The following is a 24354-nucleotide window of genomic DNA, read 5'->3' as shown; positions in this document are numbered from 1 at the left end:
AGCTGTACCATTTCAAAAATTTGTCGCAACTTGTCCAAAAAACAACAAAAAAAGAAGAAGCTGAAAATTTATTTTAGTTATTTTTAGGATTATTTTTTTTTGCTATTAAGAATGATTTTAATTCACCGATAAAATAAATGAGGGTTTAAAACCTGGAAATAGAATTTAGGAGGACGCAACAAATGGATTTTTTCTTGCTGATCGGTATTATTTTAGGACTGATATCTGTGGTGGTTGGGATGATTGTAAAAGGTGCCAATGTGGCCGTTTTGATCAATCCGGCAGCCGCGATCATCATTTTCGTTGGTGTGATCGCAGCCGTTATCAATTCATTTCCCAGCAGTGACATCAAAAAAATCCCGAAGATCTTCGGCGTTCTGCTGAAAAATAAAGAATACGACTTAAAAACAACCATCAATACCATCGTTGAATTAGCCAACCAAGCCCGGCGCGATGGTTTGTTATCTCTTGAAGGTGCCATCCAAAACTTAGAAGATCCTTTTTTAAAAAAGGGCTTGGAAATGGTGGTTGATGGCATCGCTGCCGAACAGATCCAAGAAATCATGGAGAATGAGATCTATGGGATCGAAGAACGGCATCGCATCGGCTCGGCTATTTTTAAAACCGCCGGCACGAGTTCCCCGACCTTAGGGGTGTTAGGAGCCGTGATCGGGCTGATTGGGGCGCTAGGTAATTTAGAGGATGTAGAAGCACTGGGGCACATGATCTCGGCGGCTTTCGTGGCGACCCTTTATGGTATTTTCTTCGGCTATGTCCTGTTCATTCCCTTTAGCTCACGACTGACCTTGAAATCGGAGCAAGAGGTCCAAATGATGTCGATCATCGTGGAAGGGGTCTTAGCGATCCAAGCCGGACAATCGCCGAAAAGCATTGAGAAAAAATTATACAGCTTGATCGATCCGAAAAAACGGCAAGAACAATTATAAAGGGTGAAGCGACATGAAGCGAAAAAAGAAACATGAAGAACATGTAGACGAAGCGTGGCTTTTGCCTTACTCGGATATGTTGACCTTGCTGCTGGCTTTGTTCATCGTCATGTTTGCTATGGCGAAAGTCGATGATGAGAAGTTCCAAGAAATCAAAAGCGAATTTGGCACCATCCTTTCCAGCCACCACAGCAATTCATCTGTGATTGGGTCGGTGATCGATATGGGCGAGACCACGCCGCGAAAAAAAGCCGCCACTTCTGCCGAAGCACAAGCGCAAGAAGCAGCGGTTCGGACCCAACTAGAAAATCAGCAACTAGAAAAAATCAGCGACCAGCTGTCACAAGAGCTGGCAGCTTCTGGCTTAAAAGAGCAGACAGAAGTCCGCTTGGAATCCGATGGCTTGCATATCACGCTTGCCAGCAGCATCTTGTTTGCCTCTGGCAGCGCCGAGATCACGGACACCACTCGTCAGTCACTGGATCTGCTATCGGACTCACTGAAAAAATTAAAAACCAACAAAATCGTGATCGCTGGGCATACCGATAACGTACCTGAAAAAGGCAATGGCCGCTACCAATCTAACTGGGATCTTAGTTCCGCTCGGGCCATTACCGTTATGGAGTACTTCATCAGCAAAGGCGCCGTTTTAGAAAAAAATGCTGCCATCCAAGCCTTTGCCGATACCGAACCGAAGGCCGATAACAACACCCCCCAAGGCCGCTCGGAAAACCGCCGCGTGGAGATGATCATTCAGCGGACTGAAACGGCACAATAGCCCATAATACGGTTTTATAAATATCATTATGAAAAGCCAAGACGACCAATATCCGTCTTGGCTTTATTGCAGTCTCCTACTCACTAAACAAAAATCACTCATCAGCCATTCTTGCGAATAGCTGATGAGTGATTTTTTTGCTTGGTTTATTTTTCCACTTCAAACCGATTGGTCAATCGCTTCAACTCTTCTGCAATGTCTCTGAGATCGGCCACATGGTTGGTAAATTCATCCATGGTTGCCAAGACTTCTTCTGCATTTGCGGAAACTTCTTGTGTACCAGCGGCATTTTCTTCCGTTGATGCGGAAATGTTTTCTAAGTTTTCCAGTACACTGTTTTGAATGTTTTCGATACGTGCACTGGCTGCTTCAATATGATGGATGCCTTCGATCATATAGCTGCTGCGTTGGAAAACTTCTTTTGAAGACGAGATCGCTTCTTTGATCAAGTTGGTTTGGCGAACGCCGCCTTTGACAGATGCCGACGTTTGTTTGACCATTTGACTCGACTGCTCACGAATTTCTTCAATGATCGCTTCGATCTCTTTGGTAGAAGCCTTGCTTTGTTCCGCCAATTTACGGATCTCAGCTGCCACGACGGCAAAGCCTTTGCCCGACTCACCTGCACTCGCCGCTTCGATCGATGCATTCAAGGCTAGCAAGTTGGTTTGGTAAGAAATATCGTTGATGACCCCAATGATCGAGTTGATGTTTTGGATACTATCATTCATTCCCGTCATGTTCGACATCAAACGCTCCATCTGTGCCAACTCTTGTCGCCAGCTGTCATCGACTTGATCCATGATCGTTAAGTTTTCTTGATTGATCTTCGTAGATTCTTGCGACTTGCTGCTCATGCCGCCAACATTTTCTCGTAATTCTTTCACGACTTGCGACAGATTTTGCATTTGGGACACGCTGTATTCTGTTTCTTGGGCTTGAGCACCGGTCACTTCAGCAATCCCCGTAATGGTTTGAGAGACTTCTTCTGTCGCAATATTGGTTTGTTTTGACAATTCTAATAAAGAATCAGACATTCCTGCGACACTGTTGCTTTCTTTTTGTACTTTTTGGATCAATGCACCCGTGCCTTCGATCATCACATTGTAATTGTCCGCCATTTGCTGGATCTCATTGCCTGCTTTGTCTGGATAAACAACTCGGCGTGCCAGTTGATCCCATGTCCATTTTTCGCCTTTGGCTCTTTTGGTTTTGCTCATCTTCTCTAGTTTGCCTTCACCGACTTTTCTAAAGTAACGATTGAAGCAATCGATGATCGCTGCGACTACTTTGATCGCGGCATAAGAAACCAGTCCTACAAAGAGCAGCATCAAGATCGTAACGATAATGGTGGTGCGGACTAACGCTCCTAGCTCTTTGTCTAGATCACTAGCTTTGACTTCGGAGTACGCCCAAACATTGGAATCAGCAGACTTGTCATACAACACATCGTTGACTTTATTCGAGTCGCCTAAGCCAACCATGCCTGTCGGGTTTTTAGCTTCTTTGATTTTTTGGAACACTTCTTCTTCTTTGATATTCTTACCGATTTGTTTGGTGTTTTTTGAGGTCACGATGACCCCAGATTCTGAAACTAAGGTGACATTCCCAGTCCGCCCTACGGTAAAGGAAGACAAGATGTTTTGAATGCTTTCATAGGAAACATCGACGCTTAAAACCCCCACTTGATTATGGGAATTTTTGACCCTGATCGAAGCCGACGTCACAAATTGATTCGACACTGTATCTAAATAAGGTGCTGTCCAATAGACTTCTCCTTCGGCTTTTACGGCCCCTTTGTACCATGGCCGAATCGTGGGCTTATAATCATCTGGTAAGGGATTGAAGGTCACATACTCATCATCTTCTGTTCCAAAAGTCACCGCTAAGAAGCTGTTACTTCCAGCAATCGCTAAAGAAAGATCTGAACGGATGCGTCCCATGCTGAATTCTGTTTTCATCGCTGGCAGTTCAGCCATTGATTTCAATTTGCTTTCCGTCGATCGGCGCAAACTCTTTTCTTCCGCCAAGATCAAATTGACGGCACTTTCTTTGTTCAAATCATTTCGTTCAATCAATAAGTTCTTGGTGGTTAAATAGGAACTTGTCAGCATGACAATGATCGGGATCCCCGCAACCAGCATCAAGGTGATCATCACATAAATTCCTATCGTCTTTTTTCTTTTTTTCACAACTGTGCCACTCCTTCATTTCCAATTTCACACGATCCAATGAAGACTCGTCCGTAGACGACCCTTAGTAAGGATAATCGGTTATTTCTTTGAATGATTAAGAGGGTTCATTGGCAGAAACGGCTGCAAGCGCATTTTCTTTTTTTTGCTAAGGCTTACGATTGCTGATCTAACGAATAGAAAAGCTCCTCAGTCATGAAGGAGCGTTGCGACTGCATAAAAATAGCCAGCACGGAAGTTTCCGCACTGGCTGTAGGTTCCCTTTAATGGGACTGCTTTTTATTGCCTATAATTCTTTGATGACGGCTTTTTCTTCCGCCGTCAAAGCGAAATCAAAGAGCGCTAAATTTTCGGCTTGATGTTTTTCTGAATGGGATTTCGGAATCACGATCACCCCACGCTCGATTTGGTAACGCAAGACCACTTGGCTCCAGGTTTTTTGATGCGCTTCACCGATTTGGGTCAAGGTTTCCCGAGCCGCTTCTGAAATTCGGGAAAGTGGCCCCCAGGCTTCTGGAACTACCTGATTGGCTAAGGAATAGGCGATGATCGCGTCGTTCCACTTGCCTGGATGCGATTCGATTTGATTGACCGCTGGTTTGATCCGACTGTTTGCCAATAAATAGCTAAGTTCTTCTTCTTGGAAATTGGACACCCCGATCGCTTTTAAGACTCCTTTATCGACATAAGCCTCAAGAACCGCCCAGACAGCGGCGATCTCTGCCAAGTTGTCCCACGGATGATGGATCAAATAAAGATCGATTGATTCCGTCTGCAGGGCTGCTAAACTCGCTTCGACAGACGCTTTCACGGCAGCTGCATCTTGCGTATGCTCTGGTTTGCCAGGAATCTTAGAAGTCAGGAAAAATTCGCTGCGGTCGATCCCGCTTTCCTTGATGGCTTTGCCTACCACGGCTTCGTTGCGGTAAGAAATCGCCGTATCAAAATGCCGATACCCAAGCTTGATAGCAGTCAACAGCTCTGTCGTATCATCATTGATCGCACCTTGGTATTCTCGGTTTTCTTTCCCAAATGTATTCGTCCCACTGCCGATCACTGGAATCTGAATGCCGGTATTCAATTCAATCGTTTCCATGCTGCTTCCCCCTTTGTGTTGTTTCTAGTCTATCAAAAAAGCAGGAGTATGGGGAAGAAAAACTCTTATTGCCGCTAAAAAACGGGGAAAAGCACAAAACGCATGTTCAAGCTGCCCCTCCTCCGTTATACTGAGGGTAAGACACGAAACACCCAAATAAGGAGGGTTACTTTTGAAAAAAACACTATTTTTTCTTTGTGGATCACTGACATTCGGTTTAGGTACATTAGGAATATTTTTGCCTTTCTTACCTACAACGGTCTTTTACTTGCTGACGGCTTATTTCTGGCTGCGGAGTTCCGATACCTATTATCAACGCTTGGTTCAATCAGAAAATTATCAAAAATACATTGAAAAACCACTCGTACAAAAACAGCTGAGCACCAAGGGAATGGTTCGGATGTTTGCCATGATGCTGGTAGTCTTTGCCATTCCTGCACTATTGATCCCTAATCTGCTGGTACGTTTCGTCCTCGCTGCCATCTACCTCGCCCATGTTATTGGGATCACTTGGTATTTAAAAGGACGCAAACCCGCGATTCAAAAAACGGATCAGCCCCTGTAAGGTGAAGCTGCACGAACACACTGTAATCCACCAAGCAGGCGAGCCTTGCTAGTGGACTGCGGTGTATTTTTTTCTCCTATTTTAGCGGGAGCCCACTGACGCCTCTTCGATGATGGGGGCGGATTGGGCGATCGCTAACCAGGCAGCAGGGATTCGGTATGGGGAGCAAGAAACATAGTCGATGCCGATCTCTCGCAAAAATGCAATGGAATAGGGATCACTGCCGACTTCGCCACAAACACCGATCGAGTGCTCTGGCTGACGATCTCTTACGCCAGTGATCGCTTGGCGCATCAACGTGCCAACACCCGCCTGATCTAAGTGCTGGTAAGGATCTTCTTGTAAGATCCCCGACTGCAAATAGGCTTGAATAAAGCTGCCTGCATCATCCCGCGAAAAGCCAAAGGTCATTTGAGTCAAGTCATTGGTACCAAAACTAAAGAACGCAGCATCTTCAGCACACTCCCCAGCGATCAAGCACGCTCTAGGTGTCTCGATCATCATGCCGATCTCGATGTGCAATGGTTGCTGCAGGGTTGCTTCTGCTTGAGCGATCACCTGTGTCAACGTCGCTTTCAACACCTGCAGCTCTGCGGGCAAACTGATCAGGGGCAATAAGATCGCCGCCTCTACCTCGACTCCTTGCTGCCGCAATTCCACAGCCGCTTCACAAATTGCCGCTGTTTGCATTTCATAAATTTCTGGATAGCTCAGTCCTAAACGGCTGCCGCGATGCCCCATCATGGGATTGACCTCTTGCAGCTCGTCAATTCGCCGCTCGATCACTGCCAATGATTTTTGACTACGGCGAGCCATTTCAAGGCGTTCATGCTCATGGGGCAAAAATTCATGAAGTGGTGGATCTAATAAACGAATCGTGCACTTCTTTCCTTGCGCGGCCTGCAGCATTTCTTGGAAATCGGCTTTTTGATAAGCCTTGATCTCAGCCAACGCCTTCAATCGTTCCGCCTTCGTTTCCGCCAAGATGACTTCCCGCATTTTCCACAAACGCTCTTCCCCAAAAAACATATGCTCCGTCCGTGCCAGACCGATGCCCGCTGCCCCAAAGGCCAGCGCAGCCTCAATGTCGTTTTTCGTTTCCGCATTTGCGTAAACCTTTAGATCTGCCTGGGCTTGTGCCCACGTCAAAAGCTGATCCAGCAAGACCCGCTCCTGGACACTGGTCATAGGCAGCTGCCCTTGATACAGTTTGCCAGTGCTGCCGTCTACCGAAAGCACGTCACCTTCTTCAATCAGCAGCTCGCCGCAGCGAGCCTGCTTCAAAAATACATCGACACTTAATGCCTCGCACCCTACCACACAGCAGACCCCCAGACCACGGGCGACCACCGCCGCATGAGAAGTCATCCCCCCACGAGCGGTAATGATCGCTTCACTCACCACCATGCCTTCAATATCTTCAGGTGAGGTTTCCTGCCGCAGCAACAGAACTTTTTCTCCTGCGCGGCTGGCTTTTTCCGCCGCCTCTGCAGTGAAATAGACATGTCCTGAAGCTGCTCCTGGACTAGCCGGCAAGCCCTGCGCAAAGGCTTTGGCTTGCTGTAAGGCTTCGGGGGCAAATAACGGGTGCAGCAATTGATCGATCATTTCTGGTGTGATGCGATCTAGTGCTTGCCTGATGGTGATCCGGCCTTCTGCAACCATATCCGTTGCGATTTGCGCTGCGGCAGCGGCGGTTCGTTTGCCGTTTCTTGTTTGCAAGACAAACAGCTGGCCGTCATCGATGGTAAACTCAATGTCTTGCATGTCTTGATAGTGATCCTCCAAACGCTCAGCCAGTTGCTTTAATTCCTGATAGATCCTGGGATGCTGCTGTGCCAACGCTTGGATCGGTTGCGGTGTACGAATCCCTGCAACCACATCTTCCCCTTGGGCACACACTAAAAATTCGCCGAAAAGTCCCGGTTCCCCGGTTGCTGGATTGCGGGTGAAGGCGACACCCGTCCCACTATTTATCCCGCTGTTACCAAACACCATTTCTTGAATCGTTACGGCAGTCCCTAGATCGTCAGGGATGCGATGGAGAGATCGGTAGGTCTTTGCCCGTGGGTTGTTCCATGAGCGAAAAACCGCCGTGATGGCTGCCAACAATTGCTGAAACGGGTCTTGCGGAAACGCTTCTTGAGTATGTTCCATATAAATACTTTGAAACACGCGGCAGATCATTTGCCAATCATTGCCAGTCATCATTTGGTCTGACGCATAATTCTGCTGTTTCTTATAATCTGTCAAGTAGGCTTCAAAGTGCTCTTTTGCTACACCTTTCACCACATCCCCATACATTTGGATCAAACGGCGGTAACAATCATAAGCAAAAACGGGGTCCCCCGTCTGCTGAGCCAAGCCTTGGACGGTTTCATCATTCAACCCAAGGTTTAAGATCGTATCCATCATCCCTGGCATGGAAAACTTAGCCCCACTACGGACAGAAACCAACAACGGCGACTGCAGTCCGCCAAATGTTTTGTTCCTGCGGACTGCCAATTCTTCGATGGCAGCTTTGACTTGCTTGATGATCGCCTCAGGAAGAACCTGTTCTTCTAAATAGGTCAGGCAAATAGTCGCAGGGACGATAAATCCCTGGGGAACAGGCAAACCCAAATTGGTCATCTCCGCAAGATTTGCCCCCTTCCCGCCTAATAGTGCTTTTTGCTCTTTTGTGCCTTCTGAAAACCATACGACTGCTTTTTCCATCATGTTCCTCCTTTTAAATGTTATATACTATTTCGATTAATTAGCAGTATATAGTATGACACATTTAATCGTCAAGCTGAAAAAAGAAAACTTTTAAGGGATTTATCCTTTTTAAAAGAGAAGGATTGCCTTTTTATTCGGAAAATCATATAATCAATAGCATAGCACATAAAAGAAAGAAGGTGACACATTGGAATTAAGCCAAAGACAAATGAAAATCATTGAGATCGTCAAAGAGCATCAGCCAATCAGTGGGGAAACCATTGCGAAGCAGTTGGGCTTGAGCCGCGCAACCTTGCGGAATGACTTATCGATTTTGACCATGACCGGTTTATTAGACGCCCGACCGAAAGTCGGCTATTTCTATACAGGACAAACCGTTGAGCCTTTGCTTTTCGAAAAACTCTACCATACCAAAGTTGCAGAAGTCATGATCCCGCCGTTGCTGATCTCACAAACGGTCTCCGTTTATGAAGCGGTCACGACTTTGTTTATGTACGATGTCGGTTCCCTCTATGTCAAAAATGACCAAGACGAGCTGATTGGGGTCCTCTCCCGCAAAGACCTACTGCGCTTTGCGATCAGCAATGCCGCACCAGAAAAAACACCTGTAGCGATGATCATGACTCGCATGCCAAACATCGTGACCATCACAGCCGAAGAAACGATTTTGACGGCTGGTACGTTGTTAGGGCGACATGAAGTCGATACCTTGCCTGTGGTCGATCCGCAGGAACCAAAAAAAGTCATCGGCAAAATCACGAAGACACGGCTGATGAATTACTTTATTCAAGCAGGCAATGACAGTGACAACACACACTTTTAGGGGGCAAAAACAATGAAGAACGTTCGAATATATTTGATTTCAGATTCCGTAGGCGAAACGGCACAAAAGCTGATCGCAGCCGTTTCCGCGCAGTTTCCCACGATCGACCTTTCAGACATCCAGCTCTTTCCCTTTACTAATGATGAAGAGAGCTTAGGCGAGATCCTCAAAGATGCCTTGCTAGACAAATCGATCGTCGTTACCACCTTAGTCAATAAAGAGTTAGTCGCCTTTGTTGATGCCTTTGCCAAGCGGACTGGTTTGCAGTATGTCGACTTTATGTCGCCCTTGACCACGATGCTGGAAAAAACATTCGGTGTAGAAGCCGTCCAAGAGCCTGGTGCCTTGCATCGCTTGAACCAAGCATATTTCAGCCGGGTGGCAGCGATGGAATTTGCGGTGAAATACGACGACGGCAAAGACCCACGGGGATTTCTCGATGCTGACTTTGTCCTCTTAGGGGTTTCGCGAACCTCGAAGACACCATTGAGTTTATACATGGCAAACCGCGGCTACAAAGTGGCAAATCTGCCTTTGATTCCTGAAGTTGCTTTGCCAGCCGAAGTGCACCAAGTCGACCCGCGAAAAATGGTCGGTTTGACCACGAATCCAGAATCTCTGACCGAGATTCGGCGCTCCCGAATGCATTCATTGGGCTTAAAAGAAGAGACCCATTACACCAATTGTGAACGAATCGAAGCAGAATTAGCTTACGCGAATGAATGGTTCAAAAAGCTGAACATTCCGGTGATCGATGTCAGCAAACGTTCCATTGAAGAAAGCGCGATGCTGATTGAAGAACAAGCCAAAGAACAGGCCCATGTTCAATAAAGACGCCTTGGCAAACCTGACCGAGATCATCAACTTGGAAGCCATCCAGCAGCTGCCGAAAGCCACCGAGCACTTTGTCAGCGATCTGCATGGCGAATACGATGCCTTTGACCATATTTTGCGGAATGGTTCTGGCAGTATCCGAGAAAAAGTCGAGATTTTGTTTACTGGCGTCTTGACGAAAGAAGAACAGACCGAACTTTGTTTTGTCATTTATTATCCAGAGGAGCTATTACAAGAACAGGCCTGGACCCCTGCCGATTGGCGCTTAAAGATGGCACAGCTAGTAAAAGTTGCCCGCTTTACTTCCAGTAAATACACACGCTCCAAGGTACGCAAAGCACTGCCGTCTTCTTTTGCTTATATCTTAGAAGAACTGTTGTACCAATATGATGCCGACTTCAATAAAGAAGCTTACTATCGGGCGATTTTTGATAAGATCATTGAATTAGAGGCCGCCCCGCTTTTTTGCCAAGAACTGGCGTACTTGATTCAGCGCTTCGTAGTGGATCATCTCCACGTCTTAGGCGATATTTATGATCGCGGACCAGCGCCAGACAAAATCGTCGATCGCTTGATGACTTTGCCCTCACTGGATATTCAGCTAGGCAACCATGATATCTTATGGATCGGCAGCTTTTGCGGCTCGCTGCCCTGTTTGGCCAATACGATCCGCATCGCTGCTCGCTACGGCAATCTGGCATTATTACAAGATGGTTATGGGATCGATCTATCAAAAGCACTGGCTTTGAGTCAAAAATATTACACAGAAAATGAAGGCTTTTATCCGCAAAAAACAGTGGACCCTTTATCAAGCCAGCAAAAAAAAGCCGCCATGCTTTTGCAACAGGCGTTTGCCATCATCCAATTCAAAGTCGAAGCAGCCGTGATCCAGCGGCGACCAGCATTTGCGATGGCAGAGCGCTGCTTGTTGCATCGCTTGTCTCAAGATCGGCAACAAATCCAGCTAGACCAGACCTATCCATTGATCAACGGCTGTTTTCAACTAGTAGATCCCGATGATCCTTACCGTTTGACAGCAGAAGAACATGAGGTACTGCAAGATTTGCTGAGCCAATTTCAACGCTCGCCCCGCTTAGCTGCGCATATGCGCTTTTTAGTTGAGCATGGCACCTTGTACCAGCGCTTCAACGACAACCTGCTGTATCACGGCTGCCTGCCTTGTCAGGAAAACGGCGATTTCCTGGCCTTTACTTTCCAGCAGCAGCCCTTAGCAGGCAAAGCGTTGATGGACTTTTTTCAGCAATGTTTGCAGGAAAGCTTTGCCCAACCAGAAAAGCAAACAGACCTTGCCACCGATATGATCTGGTATCTTTGGTGCGGCGAAGGCTCTTCCCTCTTCGGCAAAAAAGCCATGAAAACCTTTGAGCGCTACTTTATAGCAGATCGCAACACCCATAAGGAACAAAAAAATGCCTATTATTCTTTAAGGGAAAACGAAGACTTCTGCTGCCGTGTCCTAGCTGCCTTCGGTCTGCCGCCGACAGGTCACATCATCAATGGCCACACCCCTGTGAAAGTCCGTAAAGGCGAGACGCCCATCAAGGCAAATGGTCGTTTATTGGTGATCGATGGCGGACTCTCTCGCTCCTACCAATCCGTCACAGGCATTGCTGGTTACACGCTATTGTCAAATTCCTTCGGCATGACCTTAGCAGCCCATCAACCCTTTACAGATCGCCAGCAAGCCATCCAGCAGCGACGTGACATCGTCACTCAGAAAAAAATCGTCGTGCGGCAAACGGAAAGAACAACGGTAGGGCAAACAGATATCGGCAAGCGGCTGCAGCAAGAAAGCCGCGTGCTTTTTGAAGAATTAAAAAATCATCCGATCCCTTGACGAGTCATTCGTCAACCAATCGGATGATTTTTTTTACAGTCCTTTAGAACTATGAAAGGCTTTGAGTTTTTCCAACGCCTGCAGCACAATGATCAAGACCAAGATCGCTAAGGCCAAAAAGAGCGTTTCTAACCCTTTTCCTTGTGCCAAAAGCAGCTCTCTTAAAATTGCTGTAATACTGATCAAAATCAAGTAACGCACCGGAATATGGTGACCTTCTTTTACGTAACGCAATAACATCAAAATAATTTCCAGTAAAATAAACAATGTCGCGATCTCTTCGATCAATAAGGAAAGATCACTGACTTCATGCAGCGGAATCACATGGACAACGATTTTGTAGATCGCTTCCGCCATCACCACCAAAACCAACAGAACCAACAGTCCTAACATAATATCAACAATCACACTAATCATTTTTTCGAAGTGCTTAAAATACTTTCCCATAACACCCCTCCTCGCACTTATTATAGCGAAACTGTTCAAAATCACTTTACGATATGCTTGCAAGTGCAGCTTTTTTTAGGAAGGAAGGAAATAAACACGCAGGACTGAGGGTAGTCGCTTTTTTCACTAGTCAAAAGGGATAGCTGCTTTATGGGGACGCAGCCACGAAAAAGCCTGTTTATGGCAATGGCCGGGCGTGACTCCTTCACACAAGCAAATAAAAAAGCTAGGCATAAAGCCTAGCTGAAATGGTGCCTTTGGATTGGACTGGTTTTCCTTATAAACTGGGATCAGTTGACCCCTTCGACTGTTAGATCAACGTTTTCACTCGTATCTTCCGCAGCTTCGTCATCGCTATTGGAGGTTTCCGAAGACGGTTCAGTCGTTTCACTGCTGGAGCTGCTTGTTGTAGTACTGGTCGAACTCGTAGACGAAGAGCTTGAAGAACTGCTGCTAGCGCTACTGCTGGAGGTATCGCTGGTGGTCGTTGAGCCGCCACTCGGCGCGGTACTCGAACTGCTTTCGCTACTTGCAGAAGTACTGACGCTAGGCTCTGTCTCTACTTCGCTTACAGAAACAGACGTGCCTTCATTTGTCGACGCTTCGATCGAGCGACTAGTCGTTGAAGACGGTGTATACGAACTAACACTGGCTTCATAAAAAATCTGACTGGAATCAGAGGTTTCTTCGATACTGCTGCTTGCGGTCTGGTAAGGTGGCTCGGAGGAACTACTGGAAGAATCTCGAACAAAGGGCGCGGCAACAAAGGCATTGGCATCTTGATTGATCGCCACACTCAAAAAAACCGCAACAAAACAACTGACTAATGCCGACTGCATATTGAACTTGAATTTCATCGCACTCCCCATCCTTTCCCAAAAATATGGTTGGACCTTCCGTCAATGATCTATCTCATTCTTATATTATACAAAAAAAAGCAATCGTCAACAAATTAAGTTTTATTTTCAAAGATGACAAAGACATGAATGCCCGTTGCGCAACAAAAAAAGCCCGAGGGCGACGGTCGATCACCTGCGGGCCCATCCCTTCACTAAGGGTTGGCAGGTGCGACGGATGCTCGTTCCTCTGGCTTTAATGGTTCCTTTACTTAAGAAATTCTTTTACTTATAAGTTTCGCAGATGATTCGGGTCATGGATCGGTGCTTCAATATCACTGTCTCCCATGCGCGGTGTTGGATGAACGGACTCATCGGGCATCGCTGTTTCACCTGGTAACGGTTGATCGATGATTGGCTCAGTATCTGCAGCACGATCCGTTATTTTGTCCATCGGCTGATAATCGTAGACGCCGACAACGAGTTTGTCTCGTTCGATGTCATCTCGGTAGCCGTATAATGGATCATGTTCATCGTCTCTGTGATCTGAATCGCCAAAAGAAAACGCATCTTTGATTTTTTCCCAAAGCGAACGATCTTCGTCTTCACTAGCAGCATGCTCCACTTCCACATCATCGATGGATTCTAACCCAAATTGATCGATGACTGTTTGATTCGCATACAGCACGATATCGTCTTTGCCATAGCCTTCGTTTGTCAATTGCTCAATAACCGGTAATACTTCTGTTCGAGTGTCGTAACTGCCAATAATCGTTAGGTTTCTGTTGTGCATGTGAAATCCTCCTTATTTTGTGTACGCTTCGATTGTTCTGGTTCTGAAGCAATTCTTTTAAAACTAGCAATTTCTATTGCTTCTTTCATTCTAACGCAGGGTTCCCTGATTGACCAAATAGTTTGATTGCGCTTACGAAAAACAAGTAGTTTCTTGATAAACCGCTAGCAGCTTAGTGAACGCTTGATCCAGCATAAAAAACCGCGTGAGCCAATGGCATACACGCGGTTGCTTTTGCTTATTATTTGGAAACGATCAACTTTTGCCCGACATAGATCGTATAGCTGCTGTTGATCTTGTTCCATGATGCGATTTGGCTGATGCTGGTGTTGTATTTTTGTGCCAGTGACCATAGGCTGTCACCTGATTTCACCGTGTGCGTCTTCGTTGAACTACTGCTGGTATTCGTATTAGAAGACCCACTGCTAGCAGCTGTCAAGTAGGCACCGCTGACCCAGCCTTTGCCAGAAACATAATACCATTTGTTCGTGCCATTGACGGTCGTCCCGGTTTTTATTGCGGTAACCGTGACGGTTGCCCCTTTACTTAAAGAACCAGTAATACTGCTGCTGGTAGAAGCATCGGAACGAACATTTAAAATCTCGGTGGTTTTCATTTTCTGATTTGTCGTCGTTGAACCGCTGTTATTGGAAGAGCTGCTGGTTGTTGTCAAGTAGGCACCACTGACCCAACCCTTGCCAGAAACGTAGTACCACGTTTTATTGTCTTCCACTGAAGTGCCGTTCTTTTTCGCTGTCACGGTAACGGTCACCCCTTGACCAAGCGTCGTCACGACACGGCTGCTAGTAGAAGCATCCGAGCGGACATTCAATGCGGCCGTCGTCTTCATTTTTTGATTGATGCTTGAACTGTTGTCTTCTTTTTCTGCTTCAGAAGCATTATTGTTGGTCACTTCAGTAAGGTAGGCACCGCTGACCCAACCTTTGCCAGAGACATAGTACCAATTTTTGTTGCCGTTGACTGATGTGCCGGTTTTCATAGAAGTGGCTGTAAAGGTCGTGCCTTTGCTAAGTGATCCTACCACTGATCCGCTAGTAGAAGCGCTGGAACGAATATTCATCGCTTCCGTCGTCTTCATTTTTTTGTTGATCATCGTGCCAGAATTGCTATTGTCAGAACCGGTGTTGCCTGATCCGCTATTGTTATTTGAATCATCGGTCGAAACCTTCGTCAAATATGCACCGCTGACCCAGCCTTTGCCAGAAATTTTATACCACGTGGTGTTGCCGTTGACGCTGGTGCCCGTTTTGGTCGCCGTTGCCGTAAACGTCGTATTGGCTGCTAACGAACCAGTAATAGAGGCACTGGTTGAGGCATCCGAACGAATATTCATGGATGACGTGGTTTTCATTTGCTGATTGATCGCTGTTTCATCACTGACGATCGTTTCATTGCTATTGCCGCCGCCTGCATTTGAACTGCCAGTGTCATATTGCGTTAAATTATACGTACTGATCAAATTGTTTAATTTGCTGGCATAAGAAGTATCGGTTGCATACCGCCCTTGCAGCCAAGCGGTCGCTTGCGTGTAAGAGGTCGTATTGCTTTTCCACGCACCGCTGTAATAGTAGTTGCCGCTAGAAAAACTCGTGTTGCGCAACACATACGCATTGTCTTCAAAAGACTCTTTTAATGATGGGTATTTCCGAAACTTGGCGCTGATCAAATAATAATTGCCTGAACCATCATCTTCATACGTATCCATTGTCACGTATTGGCCATTATAGCTACCTTTGATCCCAAACATATTGTTGGCCGTGGTCGTCAAAGTTGATGCGCCCCAGCCAGATTCCAAAATCGCTTGTGCCATCATGACAGAGGCATACAGATCGTTTGCTGCCGCTACTTCCGTTGCATAGCCGCAAATCTGACTGATAAAGGCAGCCGGATCGATCGTTGCCCGTGAAAATAAGGCCCGACTGGTCAAATCCGAAAGGGCTGATGGTACTTCATCTGCTTCTAAGACTTCATCACTAGCGACTGTTGTGCTTTCTGTCGTCGCTGTTTCTGATCCCTCAGTGACTGCTTTAGTCCCTGACTCCTCCGTCGTTTCCGAAGTTTCTTCGGTCACAACAGGTGCTGTCGTCGATGCTGTTGTTTCCTCAACCGGTGTGCTGTCGGTTTCTGGTGTAGTGTTTGTTGTTTGTTCAACGACCTTGAGGTCATTGCTAGTTTCTGTCGTTGCCGTTTCAGCCGCATGCCCTAAGGTCGGGATAAACGTTGATCCCGCTACTAAAGTAGTAGCCATCGTAATACTTTTTTGGGTATATTGTGTGCGCTTCAAGCGCTTTTCTAAGCGGCGTCGTTCTTTACGAATTGTCATTTAATCCCTCCGTCGTATTAGCCTTTTTTTATTGTAACACGATTTATTAAAAAATGGGGGGTTAAGATGAAAAAACAGTGAAATCAACGAGATAATTTCTTGCTATGAAACAGTTTTCTCTTTTGCTTCATCCGCCAATCCTCTGTTTTAAAAAAAGAAAAAAGAGTGGTTTTGGCACCAAAAAAGCAGCCTTTATCAAAAAGACTGCTTTGATTGAATTGTTATTTAATAACAGGCGCGGGCTTTTTGGCTTTTTTCAGCATCGCATAGCCAATGTTGAGAACGAGCCCAAAAACCGCCAAGAAAATTGCCGTATAAAAGGCTTTTGTATAATCTCCTTGGTTACTTTCAGCGATTGCTGCTGCCACTCTAGGCCCAAAGAATGCCGCCGTAGAATAACCAATAAAGACGATTCCATAGTTGACTCCTTGATTGATCGGTCCGTAATTTTCCATAACGATCGATGGGAAAACCCCCATCACGCCCCCGAAGCACAGTCCTAAACCGATGATCCCGACAGTGAAGATCACGGTTGTCTGACCAAGTGTCAATAGGAATAAGGACAATGCCACCACGCCATAGATGATCATCAACGTATTCGTCCGACCAATTTTATCAGAAACGGTGCCCCAAAGGACCCGACCAAAACAGTTGCTCAATGAGTACAAGCTGACATAAAAGGCAGCGGCGGCTGCCGTCAAACCGAACATACTTTGCCCGATCACTGATGCGTTAGAAGCAATCATCAAACCTGAGAAAGCCCCTGCCCCTAACATAACGATAATCAAGTAGAAGGTTGGGGTCTTTAGCATGTCCAACCAATTCAGATTGATTTGTGGGCCATTTTTCCCTTGCGCCGCTGGTTGCCAACCTGCTGGGCGATAATCTTCTGGTGCCTTGCGAATAAACAGACTAGCCACTAAGACGATCACGATATAGGCGATCCCTAAAATCCGAAACGCTGCTAGTACATCTTGTGATTCGATCAAACGATTTGCAATCGGTGCGGCAATAATCGCTGCCCCACCCATACCTGCTGTGATCAAGCCAGAAGCCAGTCCCCGTTTATCTGGGAATAGCCGAATCGTATTGCTTAAACAAGCCGAATAGGCAAAGCCTTGCCCTAAACCAGCAAAGACTCCATAGGTCAGGTAAAGCATGGCGGGTGAGTTGACCAATCCCGTCAGGAAGAAGCCCGCTCCGAACAACACGCCTCCACCAGCGATGACCCATCTAGCCGCTCCTCGGTCTGTCAGCAAACCACCCAAAATCATGGTAATCGGGCCAACTGCGGCATTGATGGTAAAGGCTAACATGATCTCTTCCATAGACCAGCCTTTTAATTGACTAAGAGGTCCTGCAAAAACACTAAAGGCGTAAACAGCGCCCGTACACAGCAATACCGCGGTCGAAGCGATCAGAATCAGCCAGCGATTGATTTTTGTTTCCATTTTTTCTCTCCTTTGCTTTAAGCATGTTACTTTATTCACATGTTTTTTCAAAAGCTAGCGCGCGTGACGAAACACAACGCGCAAGGCTTTTTATTCGAGATGTTCTGCGACTGCTGTTTTTCCAGCAATTCGGCCAAAAGTAAAGATATCTGTCAACGAGTTGCCGCCTAAGCGATTGCCGGCATGGATCCCCCCAGCAACTTCCCCTGCTGCATACAGCCCTTCAATGATTTGATCTTCCTTCGTCAACACATGGGTTTGCGGATCGATCTTCAATCCCCCCATCGTGTGGTGAACCGCTGGTTTTCTTGGTGTGGCATAGAAAGGTGCTTTTTCCACTTTCAAGTCGAAGACATCTTTGCCAAACTCTGGGTCCTTCCCAGCATCCACATAGCTGTTGTATTTCGCAACGGTCGCCTCTAAGACGGCTGGATCAACATTGATCTGCTCTGCCAGGCCAGCCAAGGTCTCACTGCGGAACAGCGTACCAGCAGCTACTTGCTTATCGATTTTTTCTTGGCTCGTGTTATAAGCGGTTTTCTTGATCTCTTCATCCGCGATCAAATAGAACAATCCGCCATTATCGATCGCCGCTTGGGTCAATACATCGCGGCTTTCGTATTCATTGACAAAGCGTTCACCCTTTTGATTGACCATCACAAAGTTAGCAGGTGGCACTTGCAGGCCACTGAACAAAGCCCCTGTGTTTGGATCAGATACGGGCATCATTTGCGAAAAGCCCATGCCAACAAGGTCCGCTCCAGCACTTTCCCCTAGCTTGATCCCGTCACCAGTGATCGCTGGTGAATTTGACGTTTTGATATCGTCTTCGATCTCTGTCCAATAGGTATTGTATTGTTTCAACATTTTCGTATTCGCTCCGAACCCACCAGAAGCTAAAATCACTGCTTTGGCATGGATCGTGACTTTTTGACCGTTACGGCCTTCCCCGATGATTCCAGTAACCTTGCCATCTTCGATCAATAATTCTTTGACAGGCGTATCGGTTAAGATCGTTCCCCCATGTTCTTTCACGAATTGATGCAAAGCAGAGACAAAGGCATACCCTTCGTTTTTGACTGGTTTATGTCCTCGGCGCCATTTCGCTCCTACTGGCATATCGACATTGTTCATATCAAATTCTACGCCGATTTCTTCTAGCCATTTCACTGAGTCCAATGCTTGATCCGTCAAAATCTTCACTAGCTCGTATTTCCCATAGATCGGTTGACCATTCAAATCTTTGCGTTTTCCGCCTAAATAGGTTTGAATTCGATGCCACAAAGCAGAATCAAACAAGTATTCTTTTTCTGGCGTCGTTTCTGAAAGATATGCAGTGATTTGTGCCTTCAAAGCTTTGAAGTCTGGCAAGTATTCTGCATCGATCTCTTGCTCATCGATCGTCAGCACTTCTTCTAAAGCACTGCGTTCGCCAGGCAATGCGGAAAAGCCGTTTTGCCATTTTGGATCCGCGGCATTCATCGGTCCGCCAGTACGTACGGTATTGCCACCGATCGCTGGGAATTTTTCTACTAAGATCACATCTTTATTGGCTTGCAGCACACTGGCAGCTGCACTCAGACCCGCGCCGCCACCACCTACGACAACGACATCGGTGGTATACGTTTCATCTTCTGTTTGCAAAGCACTGGCGGCTTTTGGACGTTTGCGCAAGACATCTGGGTTCGCACCAGCCATTTTCACAGCTTTTGCTACACCATCAACGACACCGTTACTAGTAACCGAAGCACCAGAGATCGCATCGACATTTAAGGTTTGCCCTTCAATGATCTCTTGAGGAATCCGTACGAAAACGACATCAGCGATCCCTTCGGATTCACCAGAAGTATCGATATCGATAGCTTCGATCCGTTCTTCACTCAATTTGACGACCATTGGTAGATCCCCGTTATGTCCTGGTGCTGTGACGGTGTATTCGCCAGGCTCATAAACGACTTCTTCTGGTACGTTCAACAAATTAGCGACTTCCGTAAACCGAACAAACTTGCGGAAACAGCTTTCCAAAAAATCGACCGTTCGTTGATCTTTTAAATTGCCTTGATCATCAAAGGCTTGATGCGCACGCCCCAGCAAGAACTCATTTCCTGGCATGACTGTCGCATTGACACCCGGTGCATCAAGGATTTGGCGCAAATGAAGCTGTGCTCGCGAAGAGCCTTGTACATCGTAGGATGCACCGACAATCATTACCGGTTTGCCATCAAAGGGATGGAGATTGAAGGAGAGCCATTCCAAGACGCTTTTCAATGCGGAAGGAATCGAATGGTTATGCTCTGGTGTCGCAATGATCACCCCATCGGCTGCTAAAATCTTGCTATTTAACCGTTGGATCACTTCACTATTGGTTTGATCTTGTGTTTCATTGAACATTGGAACATCCTTGATTTCCAGTAGTTCAATTTCTGCTAGGGCAGCAAATTCTCGCTGCATAAACGCCACTAATTGGCGATTGGTGGATTTTTTGGCGTTCGTTCCGATTAGGCCGACAAATTTCATGACTGGTTCCTCTCTTTCTTATGCTTGTTCCCACGAAAATTTCTTTGCTCGTTCTTTAGCCGTTGAATATTCACTGACCAGACGGTTCGTGATTTCGACAAACAAGACAAATTCATTGAAACAATCTTCTAGTTCGGCAACTTTTTCGCTATCGATCAAGTTTCCTTGTTCATCGAAGGCTTGCATGGAGTGCCCTAATAAAAATTCCGCACTCGGCATGATTCGAGCTTTTACTTCTGGTGCATCTAAGATCTGACGCAAGTGGGCTTGGGCTCTCGATGAACCTAATGCACCAAGAGAAGCACCCGTGATCATCACTGGTTTATCGATCAAAGGCCGCGTCGTATAAGAAAGCCATTCAATCATGCTTTTTAGCACTGCTGGGATCGAGTGATCGTATTCTGGTGTACTGATGATCACCCCATCTGCTGCTTCGATCTTCTCTGACAAGGCTTGAACTGCCGCTGGTGCCGTCCGATCTTCTGGTTCATTAAATGCCGGCAGATCACTGATTTCGCAAAGTTCGATCTCCGCTTGGTCACTAAAATGGCTTTGAATAAATTGCAGTAAGCGACGGTTGGTCGAACGCGTCGAGTTGGTTCCTACGATTCCAATCAATTTCATTATCATCTCTCCTAATTGTGAATAATTTAACATTTATCAATAAATAAAAAGTTTTTGACCATTGGCTTTGATTTCTTTTTTCAATCGTTTCTCAAGTTGGTTATTAAGACCTACTGAGATGAAAGGCTTCTTCCTAAACAAAAAAATCTTCCCCAAGTACCCATTTAGTGTACGACTGAATTCTTTATTTGCGAAATATTTATTTAACTATCTATCGATAACAAATTTGTTATAATGAGAAAAATGACTAGGAGGACCACGCAATGGCACTTAAAGATTCCCATCTGATGCTGCAATACCTCGATACCTTGTTAAAGCATAGCAACTATACCAAAGCCGCCAAAGACCTCTACATCTCACAGCCTTACTTGACACAAACCGTGAAACGTGCCGAACAAGAGCTAGGGACCCCCATCATCAATCGGCAGCCGGGTCATTTTCAACTGACGGAAGCTGGTAAAATCTATTATCAATATCTGGAAACCTTGGAAACAGAGTCTGCCAAATTGAAAAGTCGGCTGTCTTGGTATACCGCGACCGAGAAGCGTTCTTTGCGCTTAGGCATCTTGCCCAGCCTTGGTTCCTATCTGCTGCCACTCTTTTTGCCTGCATATTATGAACACTATCCCAACGTGCACTTTTTCTTGCGGGAAGACCTGCCCAAACACAATGAAAAACGACTGTTGAATGGGCAGCTGGACTTTTTTATCGGACAAAATCCTGAGACGATCGCACCGAATCTAACAGTCCACAGTACCAATCAAGAACGGTATCTAGCGATCATCCCGCCTTGTTCTCCCCTGTATCAACCAGAGAAGCGGTATTTAGCACCTGATTCATTGGCAGTCAAAGACTTGCTGCAAAGTCCGTTGATTTTGACTGCCAGCGGCTCGGCGATTCGGCGCCAAATCGATCAATTGCTGCAAAAATACAAAGTAGAGGCGACCGTTCTCATAGAAAGCAGCAATATTTATACAGCAGCAGCATTAGCAGAAAACAACCTTGGGATTGCGATCGTACCAGAAAGCGTGCTACAAGCAGCGACTGCGACTCCTTTTAATCTTTATCCGATGCCAGAGGAACTCTTGTCCCTCACCTATTTTATTGCCCATCAAGCCGAACGGGCATTGTCAAACAGCGAAGCCGACTTGATCGAGACCTTTTTGCAACACGTCTAGCTTTCTTTTTACAAAAAAACAAGCAGCCACCACCTATATTCCTAGGTGATCGCTGCTTGTTTTCATTCTGCTGTTGGCGTTTCGATCAAACGGGCTAATTCTTGCGGATAGATCAGTTCTCCTTGTTTGGTAATGACTAACCCAGTGATCCCTTCTAACGGCGCCAGCTCCTGCAAGATGGCTTGTGGCTCTTTGCCGAATAAGCGGGTCGTCCAAATCTCTCCATCAACCGATTGGTCGGAGAGAATTGTGACACTGGCAATGGCTGACTCTAACGGATAGCCCGTTTCTCGATCAAAAATATGATGATAGGTCTTGCCCGCTACCTGATAGGTTCGTTCATAGATCCCTGATGTAACGACTGATTGATTATGCACCTTCAACGCAGCAACAAAATTCCCTCTTGGCAAGAAAGGGTTTTGGATCCCGATCCGCCAATAGCCATCTTGGTGGCTCGGGGCATCGCCGTAAGTCACCACATTGCCTCCAAGATCGATCAAAGCGGCTGTGACACCAACCTGTTTGAAATAGGTCATCAACAAATCAGCAAAATATCCTTTTGCCACAGCCCCTAGATCAAGCTTCATGCCAGCAGCTAACCCGACGGTTTGCAGCGTTTCATCCAAAACGATTTTGGCAGGATCAGTCTTTGGCAGCAGCTCCGCGATTTTCTCAGGCGTTGGTAGATGGGCATCTTGGAACCCGATCCGCCATTCCTGCACCAAAGGACCGATGGCAATATTTAAGTAGCTATCTTTGGGTACGCTATGGGCTTTCCCTAGTGCGATCAATTCAAACAATTCCTGTGTGGCAGCGATCGCTCCTTGTCCTGCCTGCTGATTGATCTGCATCAACTCCGACGTCGGGTCATTGGCACTAAAACGCTGTTCAAAGGCCGCAGCTCTTTTGGCTGCTTCCTCTAAGATCACTTCTGGGGTTTCATGCTGCACCCAAATCGTGATCACCGTTCCCATTCCCTGTAACACTCGTTGGCCTTCTGGCATTGTCCTTGCTCCTTTGTCCTGTTCTTTTGGCTATCATAGCAGTTTCTGGGAGAAAAAAGTAGTCTGCGGGATACCGCTGCTGCTTTTTTTGAAAAAAACTGCGAGGTCTCCCTCGCAGTCTGCTGTTTCTATTGCTCAATGATAAAAGTCGAAGCGGCCTTTCGCCAATACTTCTTTGACCCCACCGGTTTGGTACAAGGAACGGTCCATAATGGCTTTTTTCACCACGGAAGCGGGATAGCCTTTGATGCCCATTTTCCCTACTAAGCCAAAGGCATGGGTATTGCCGATCGATGCCACTGAACCTAATGATTCAAAGTGGAAATCTGCTAGTTTTTCCCCGTTCATTTGACGTAAGATGTTTTTACCCGCATGCTGCCCCATCTTCAAAGCGATTTGAGCCGTTGTTGGATACGGGCGATTGGTCGCTGGGTCCATGACTGCTGAAACATCACCGACAACATAGACGTTACTATGATCAGGGTCTGTTAGGTCTTGATTGACCATCACGCGACCACGACGAGCAGAAAAGTCTGATTCAGCCATCACATGGCTGCCGCTGACGCCTGTGGTCCAAACGATGGTTTTGGCTGATAATTCTGCTGTTGCTCCTGTATCGGCATCATTTTGATAGACAACGACACCTGGTTTGATTGCTTTGATGGGTTTACCAGTCAGGAAGTTTACGCCCCATTTAACGAGATTTTTGATCCCGTAATCCGATAGTTTTTCATCAAACATCGGTAATAAACGAGTCACTGCTTCGACACAGTACAGTTTGATGTCTTCTGGTTTGACACCTGCTGCTTTCGCGAAGGTTTTACGGTTTTCCACCAATGAACCTAGCAATTCGATTCCAGTGAAACCAGCACCGCAGACAACGATTTTTAGGTAGTCAGGATTTTGTGTTTCTTTGTATGCCTTCATTTGTTTCAACAAATGATGATAGATGTTTTCTGCGGAGTCGACATCCACCATTTCCAACGCATGCTCCTCGACACCAGGGATCCCAAATGATTCTGATTCAAAGCCTAACGCCACGATCAAATAATCATACGTGCACGTGGATTGATCTTTAAAAACGATCACTTGCTGGTTACGATCGATCGACGCCACTTCCTTTTGAACAAAGGTGGTCTTTTGGGGACGAACGACATCATTGATGGGATAGCAAATGCGGTCTCTTGGTTGCGTACCGGCCGCAACTTCATGAAGATCGGTTGCCTCATAATGATAATCGTTTTTGTCGATCAATGTGATGTGAAACGCTTCTTTTGCTCCTTGCAGTACGTGCAATGCTCGCAATCCAGCATACCCTGCTCCTAAAATGACAACTTCCTTCATGTTTC

19 protein-coding genes are annotated in these 24354 nt (G+C 46.3%); 7 read left to right on the top strand and 12 right to left on the bottom strand.

The annotated features are described in order from the left end of the window. Window positions 1–182: 182 nt before the first annotated feature. The gene (gene motA, locus QN079_RS00485) at window positions 183–947 is read left to right on the top strand and encodes a flagellar motor stator protein MotA (RefSeq protein WP_005232810.1); all 765 of its coding nucleotides are present in this window, start codon (window positions 183–185) and stop codon (window positions 945–947) included. A 13-nt stretch (window positions 948–960) separates the two neighbouring features. Beyond that, a complete protein-coding gene (locus QN079_RS00480) occupies window positions 961–1725 on the top strand; it encodes an OmpA/MotB family protein (protein ID WP_289230207.1) in 765 nt (254 codons plus the stop codon). 146 nt (window positions 1726–1871) lie between these two features. On the opposite strand, the gene QN079_RS00475 is transcribed toward QN079_RS00480, so the two are convergent. Further along, a complete protein-coding gene (locus tag QN079_RS00475; protein WP_005226571.1) occupies window positions 1872–3917 on the bottom strand; it encodes a methyl-accepting chemotaxis protein in 2046 nt (681 codons plus the stop codon). A gap of 286 nt (window positions 3918–4203) precedes the next feature. Next, window positions 4204–5013 (bottom strand): aldo/keto reductase family protein, encoded by an 810-nt coding sequence (locus tag QN079_RS00470; RefSeq protein WP_015508726.1) that lies wholly within the window; start codon window positions 5011–5013, stop codon window positions 4204–4206. 172 nt (window positions 5014–5185) lie between these two features. On the opposite strand from QN079_RS00470, the gene QN079_RS00465 reads away from it, so the two are divergent. Next, window positions 5186–5578: a YbaN family protein gene (locus tag QN079_RS00465; protein WP_005226569.1), complete on the top strand. Its 393-nt coding sequence runs from the start codon at window positions 5186–5188 to the stop codon at window positions 5576–5578. An 81-nt stretch (window positions 5579–5659) separates the two neighbouring features. Here the strand turns inward: QN079_RS00465 and ppdK are convergent, their stop codons facing one another. Continuing rightward, window positions 5660–8293, bottom strand: a complete 2634-nt coding sequence (gene ppdK, locus QN079_RS00460; RefSeq protein WP_289230206.1) for a pyruvate, phosphate dikinase — start codon at window positions 8291–8293, stop codon at window positions 5660–5662. 190 nt (window positions 8294–8483) lie between these two features. Here ppdK and ccpN point away from each other — a divergent pair, with 190 nt between their 5' ends. The 3 genes from ccpN to QN079_RS00445 are packed head-to-tail and all read left to right on the top strand — an operon-like array spanning window position 8484 to window position 11811. Next, complete coding sequence (gene ccpN, locus QN079_RS00455) at window positions 8484–9119, top strand: transcriptional regulator CcpN (RefSeq protein WP_142965147.1); 636 nt, start codon at window positions 8484–8486, stop codon at window positions 9117–9119. A 12-nt stretch (window positions 9120–9131) separates the two neighbouring features. After that, the gene (locus tag QN079_RS00450; protein WP_005226564.1) at window positions 9132–9950 is read left to right on the top strand and encodes a pyruvate, water dikinase regulatory protein; all 819 of its coding nucleotides are present in this window, start codon (window positions 9132–9134) and stop codon (window positions 9948–9950) included. Further along, window positions 9940–11811, top strand: a complete 1872-nt coding sequence (locus QN079_RS00445) for a fructose-1,6-bisphosphatase (protein ID WP_289230205.1) — start codon at window positions 9940–9942, stop codon at window positions 11809–11811. The genes QN079_RS00450 and QN079_RS00445 overlap by 11 nt, the downstream gene beginning before the upstream one ends. A gap of 33 nt (window positions 11812–11844) precedes the next feature. Here the strand turns inward: QN079_RS00445 and QN079_RS00440 are convergent, their stop codons facing one another. The 7 genes from QN079_RS00440 to QN079_RS00410 all read right to left on the bottom strand — a co-directional run bounded on the left by QN079_RS00440 (window position 11845) and on the right by QN079_RS00410 (window position 20823). Then, entirely contained in the window at window positions 11845–12258 is a 414-nt protein-coding gene (locus QN079_RS00440) for a phosphate-starvation-inducible PsiE family protein (RefSeq protein WP_010748527.1), read from the bottom strand. A 290-nt stretch (window positions 12259–12548) separates the two neighbouring features. Further along, a complete protein-coding gene (locus tag QN079_RS00435; RefSeq protein ID WP_015508723.1) occupies window positions 12549–13115 on the bottom strand; it encodes a hypothetical protein in 567 nt (188 codons plus the stop codon). A 268-nt stretch (window positions 13116–13383) separates the two neighbouring features. After that, window positions 13384–13887 (bottom strand): general stress protein, encoded by a 504-nt coding sequence (locus tag QN079_RS00430; RefSeq protein ID WP_010748525.1) that lies wholly within the window; start codon window positions 13885–13887, stop codon window positions 13384–13386. 241 nt (window positions 13888–14128) lie between these two features. After that, complete coding sequence (locus QN079_RS00425) at window positions 14129–16231, bottom strand: SH3 domain-containing protein (RefSeq protein WP_289230204.1); 2103 nt, start codon at window positions 16229–16231, stop codon at window positions 14129–14131. A 221-nt stretch (window positions 16232–16452) separates the two neighbouring features. Next, window positions 16453–17682, bottom strand: coding sequence for an L-lactate MFS transporter (locus QN079_RS00420; protein ID WP_005226552.1), 1230 nt, complete (start codon window positions 17680–17682; stop codon window positions 16453–16455). A gap of 90 nt (window positions 17683–17772) precedes the next feature. Beyond that, complete coding sequence (locus QN079_RS00415) at window positions 17773–20199, bottom strand: flavocytochrome c (RefSeq protein ID WP_156235302.1); 2427 nt, start codon at window positions 20197–20199, stop codon at window positions 17773–17775. Between the two features lie 18 nt (window positions 20200–20217). After that, window positions 20218–20823: an NADPH-dependent FMN reductase gene (locus QN079_RS00410; RefSeq protein WP_005226550.1), complete on the bottom strand. Its 606-nt coding sequence runs from the start codon at window positions 20821–20823 to the stop codon at window positions 20218–20220. Window positions 20824–21086: 263 nt separating this feature from the next. Here QN079_RS00410 and QN079_RS00405 point away from each other — a divergent pair, with 263 nt between their 5' ends. Then, on the top strand, window positions 21087–22001 hold the full coding sequence (locus QN079_RS00405) for a LysR family transcriptional regulator (RefSeq protein WP_010748521.1): 915 nt from the start codon (window positions 21087–21089) through the stop codon (window positions 21999–22001). Between the two features lie 62 nt (window positions 22002–22063). On the opposite strand, the gene QN079_RS00400 is transcribed toward QN079_RS00405, so the two are convergent. Together QN079_RS00400 and QN079_RS00395 are read right to left on the bottom strand one after the other, a co-directional pair. Beyond that, window positions 22064–23005, bottom strand: a complete 942-nt coding sequence (locus QN079_RS00400; protein WP_225000669.1) for an FAD:protein FMN transferase — start codon at window positions 23003–23005, stop codon at window positions 22064–22066. 135 nt (window positions 23006–23140) lie between these two features. Continuing rightward, window positions 23141–24349, bottom strand: coding sequence for an NAD(P)/FAD-dependent oxidoreductase (locus tag QN079_RS00395; protein ID WP_289230203.1), 1209 nt, complete (start codon window positions 24347–24349; stop codon window positions 23141–23143). Between the last annotated feature and the right edge of the window lie 5 nt (window positions 24350–24354).

The sequence above is a fragment of the Enterococcus sp. FZMF genome (genome assembly GCF_030263915.1).
Lineage (GTDB): Bacteria > Bacillota > Bacilli > Lactobacillales > Enterococcaceae > Enterococcus_D > Enterococcus_D casseliflavus.
The sequence above is the reverse complement of the archived record's forward strand: the minus strand, read 5'-3'. Positions and strand labels throughout refer to the sequence as shown.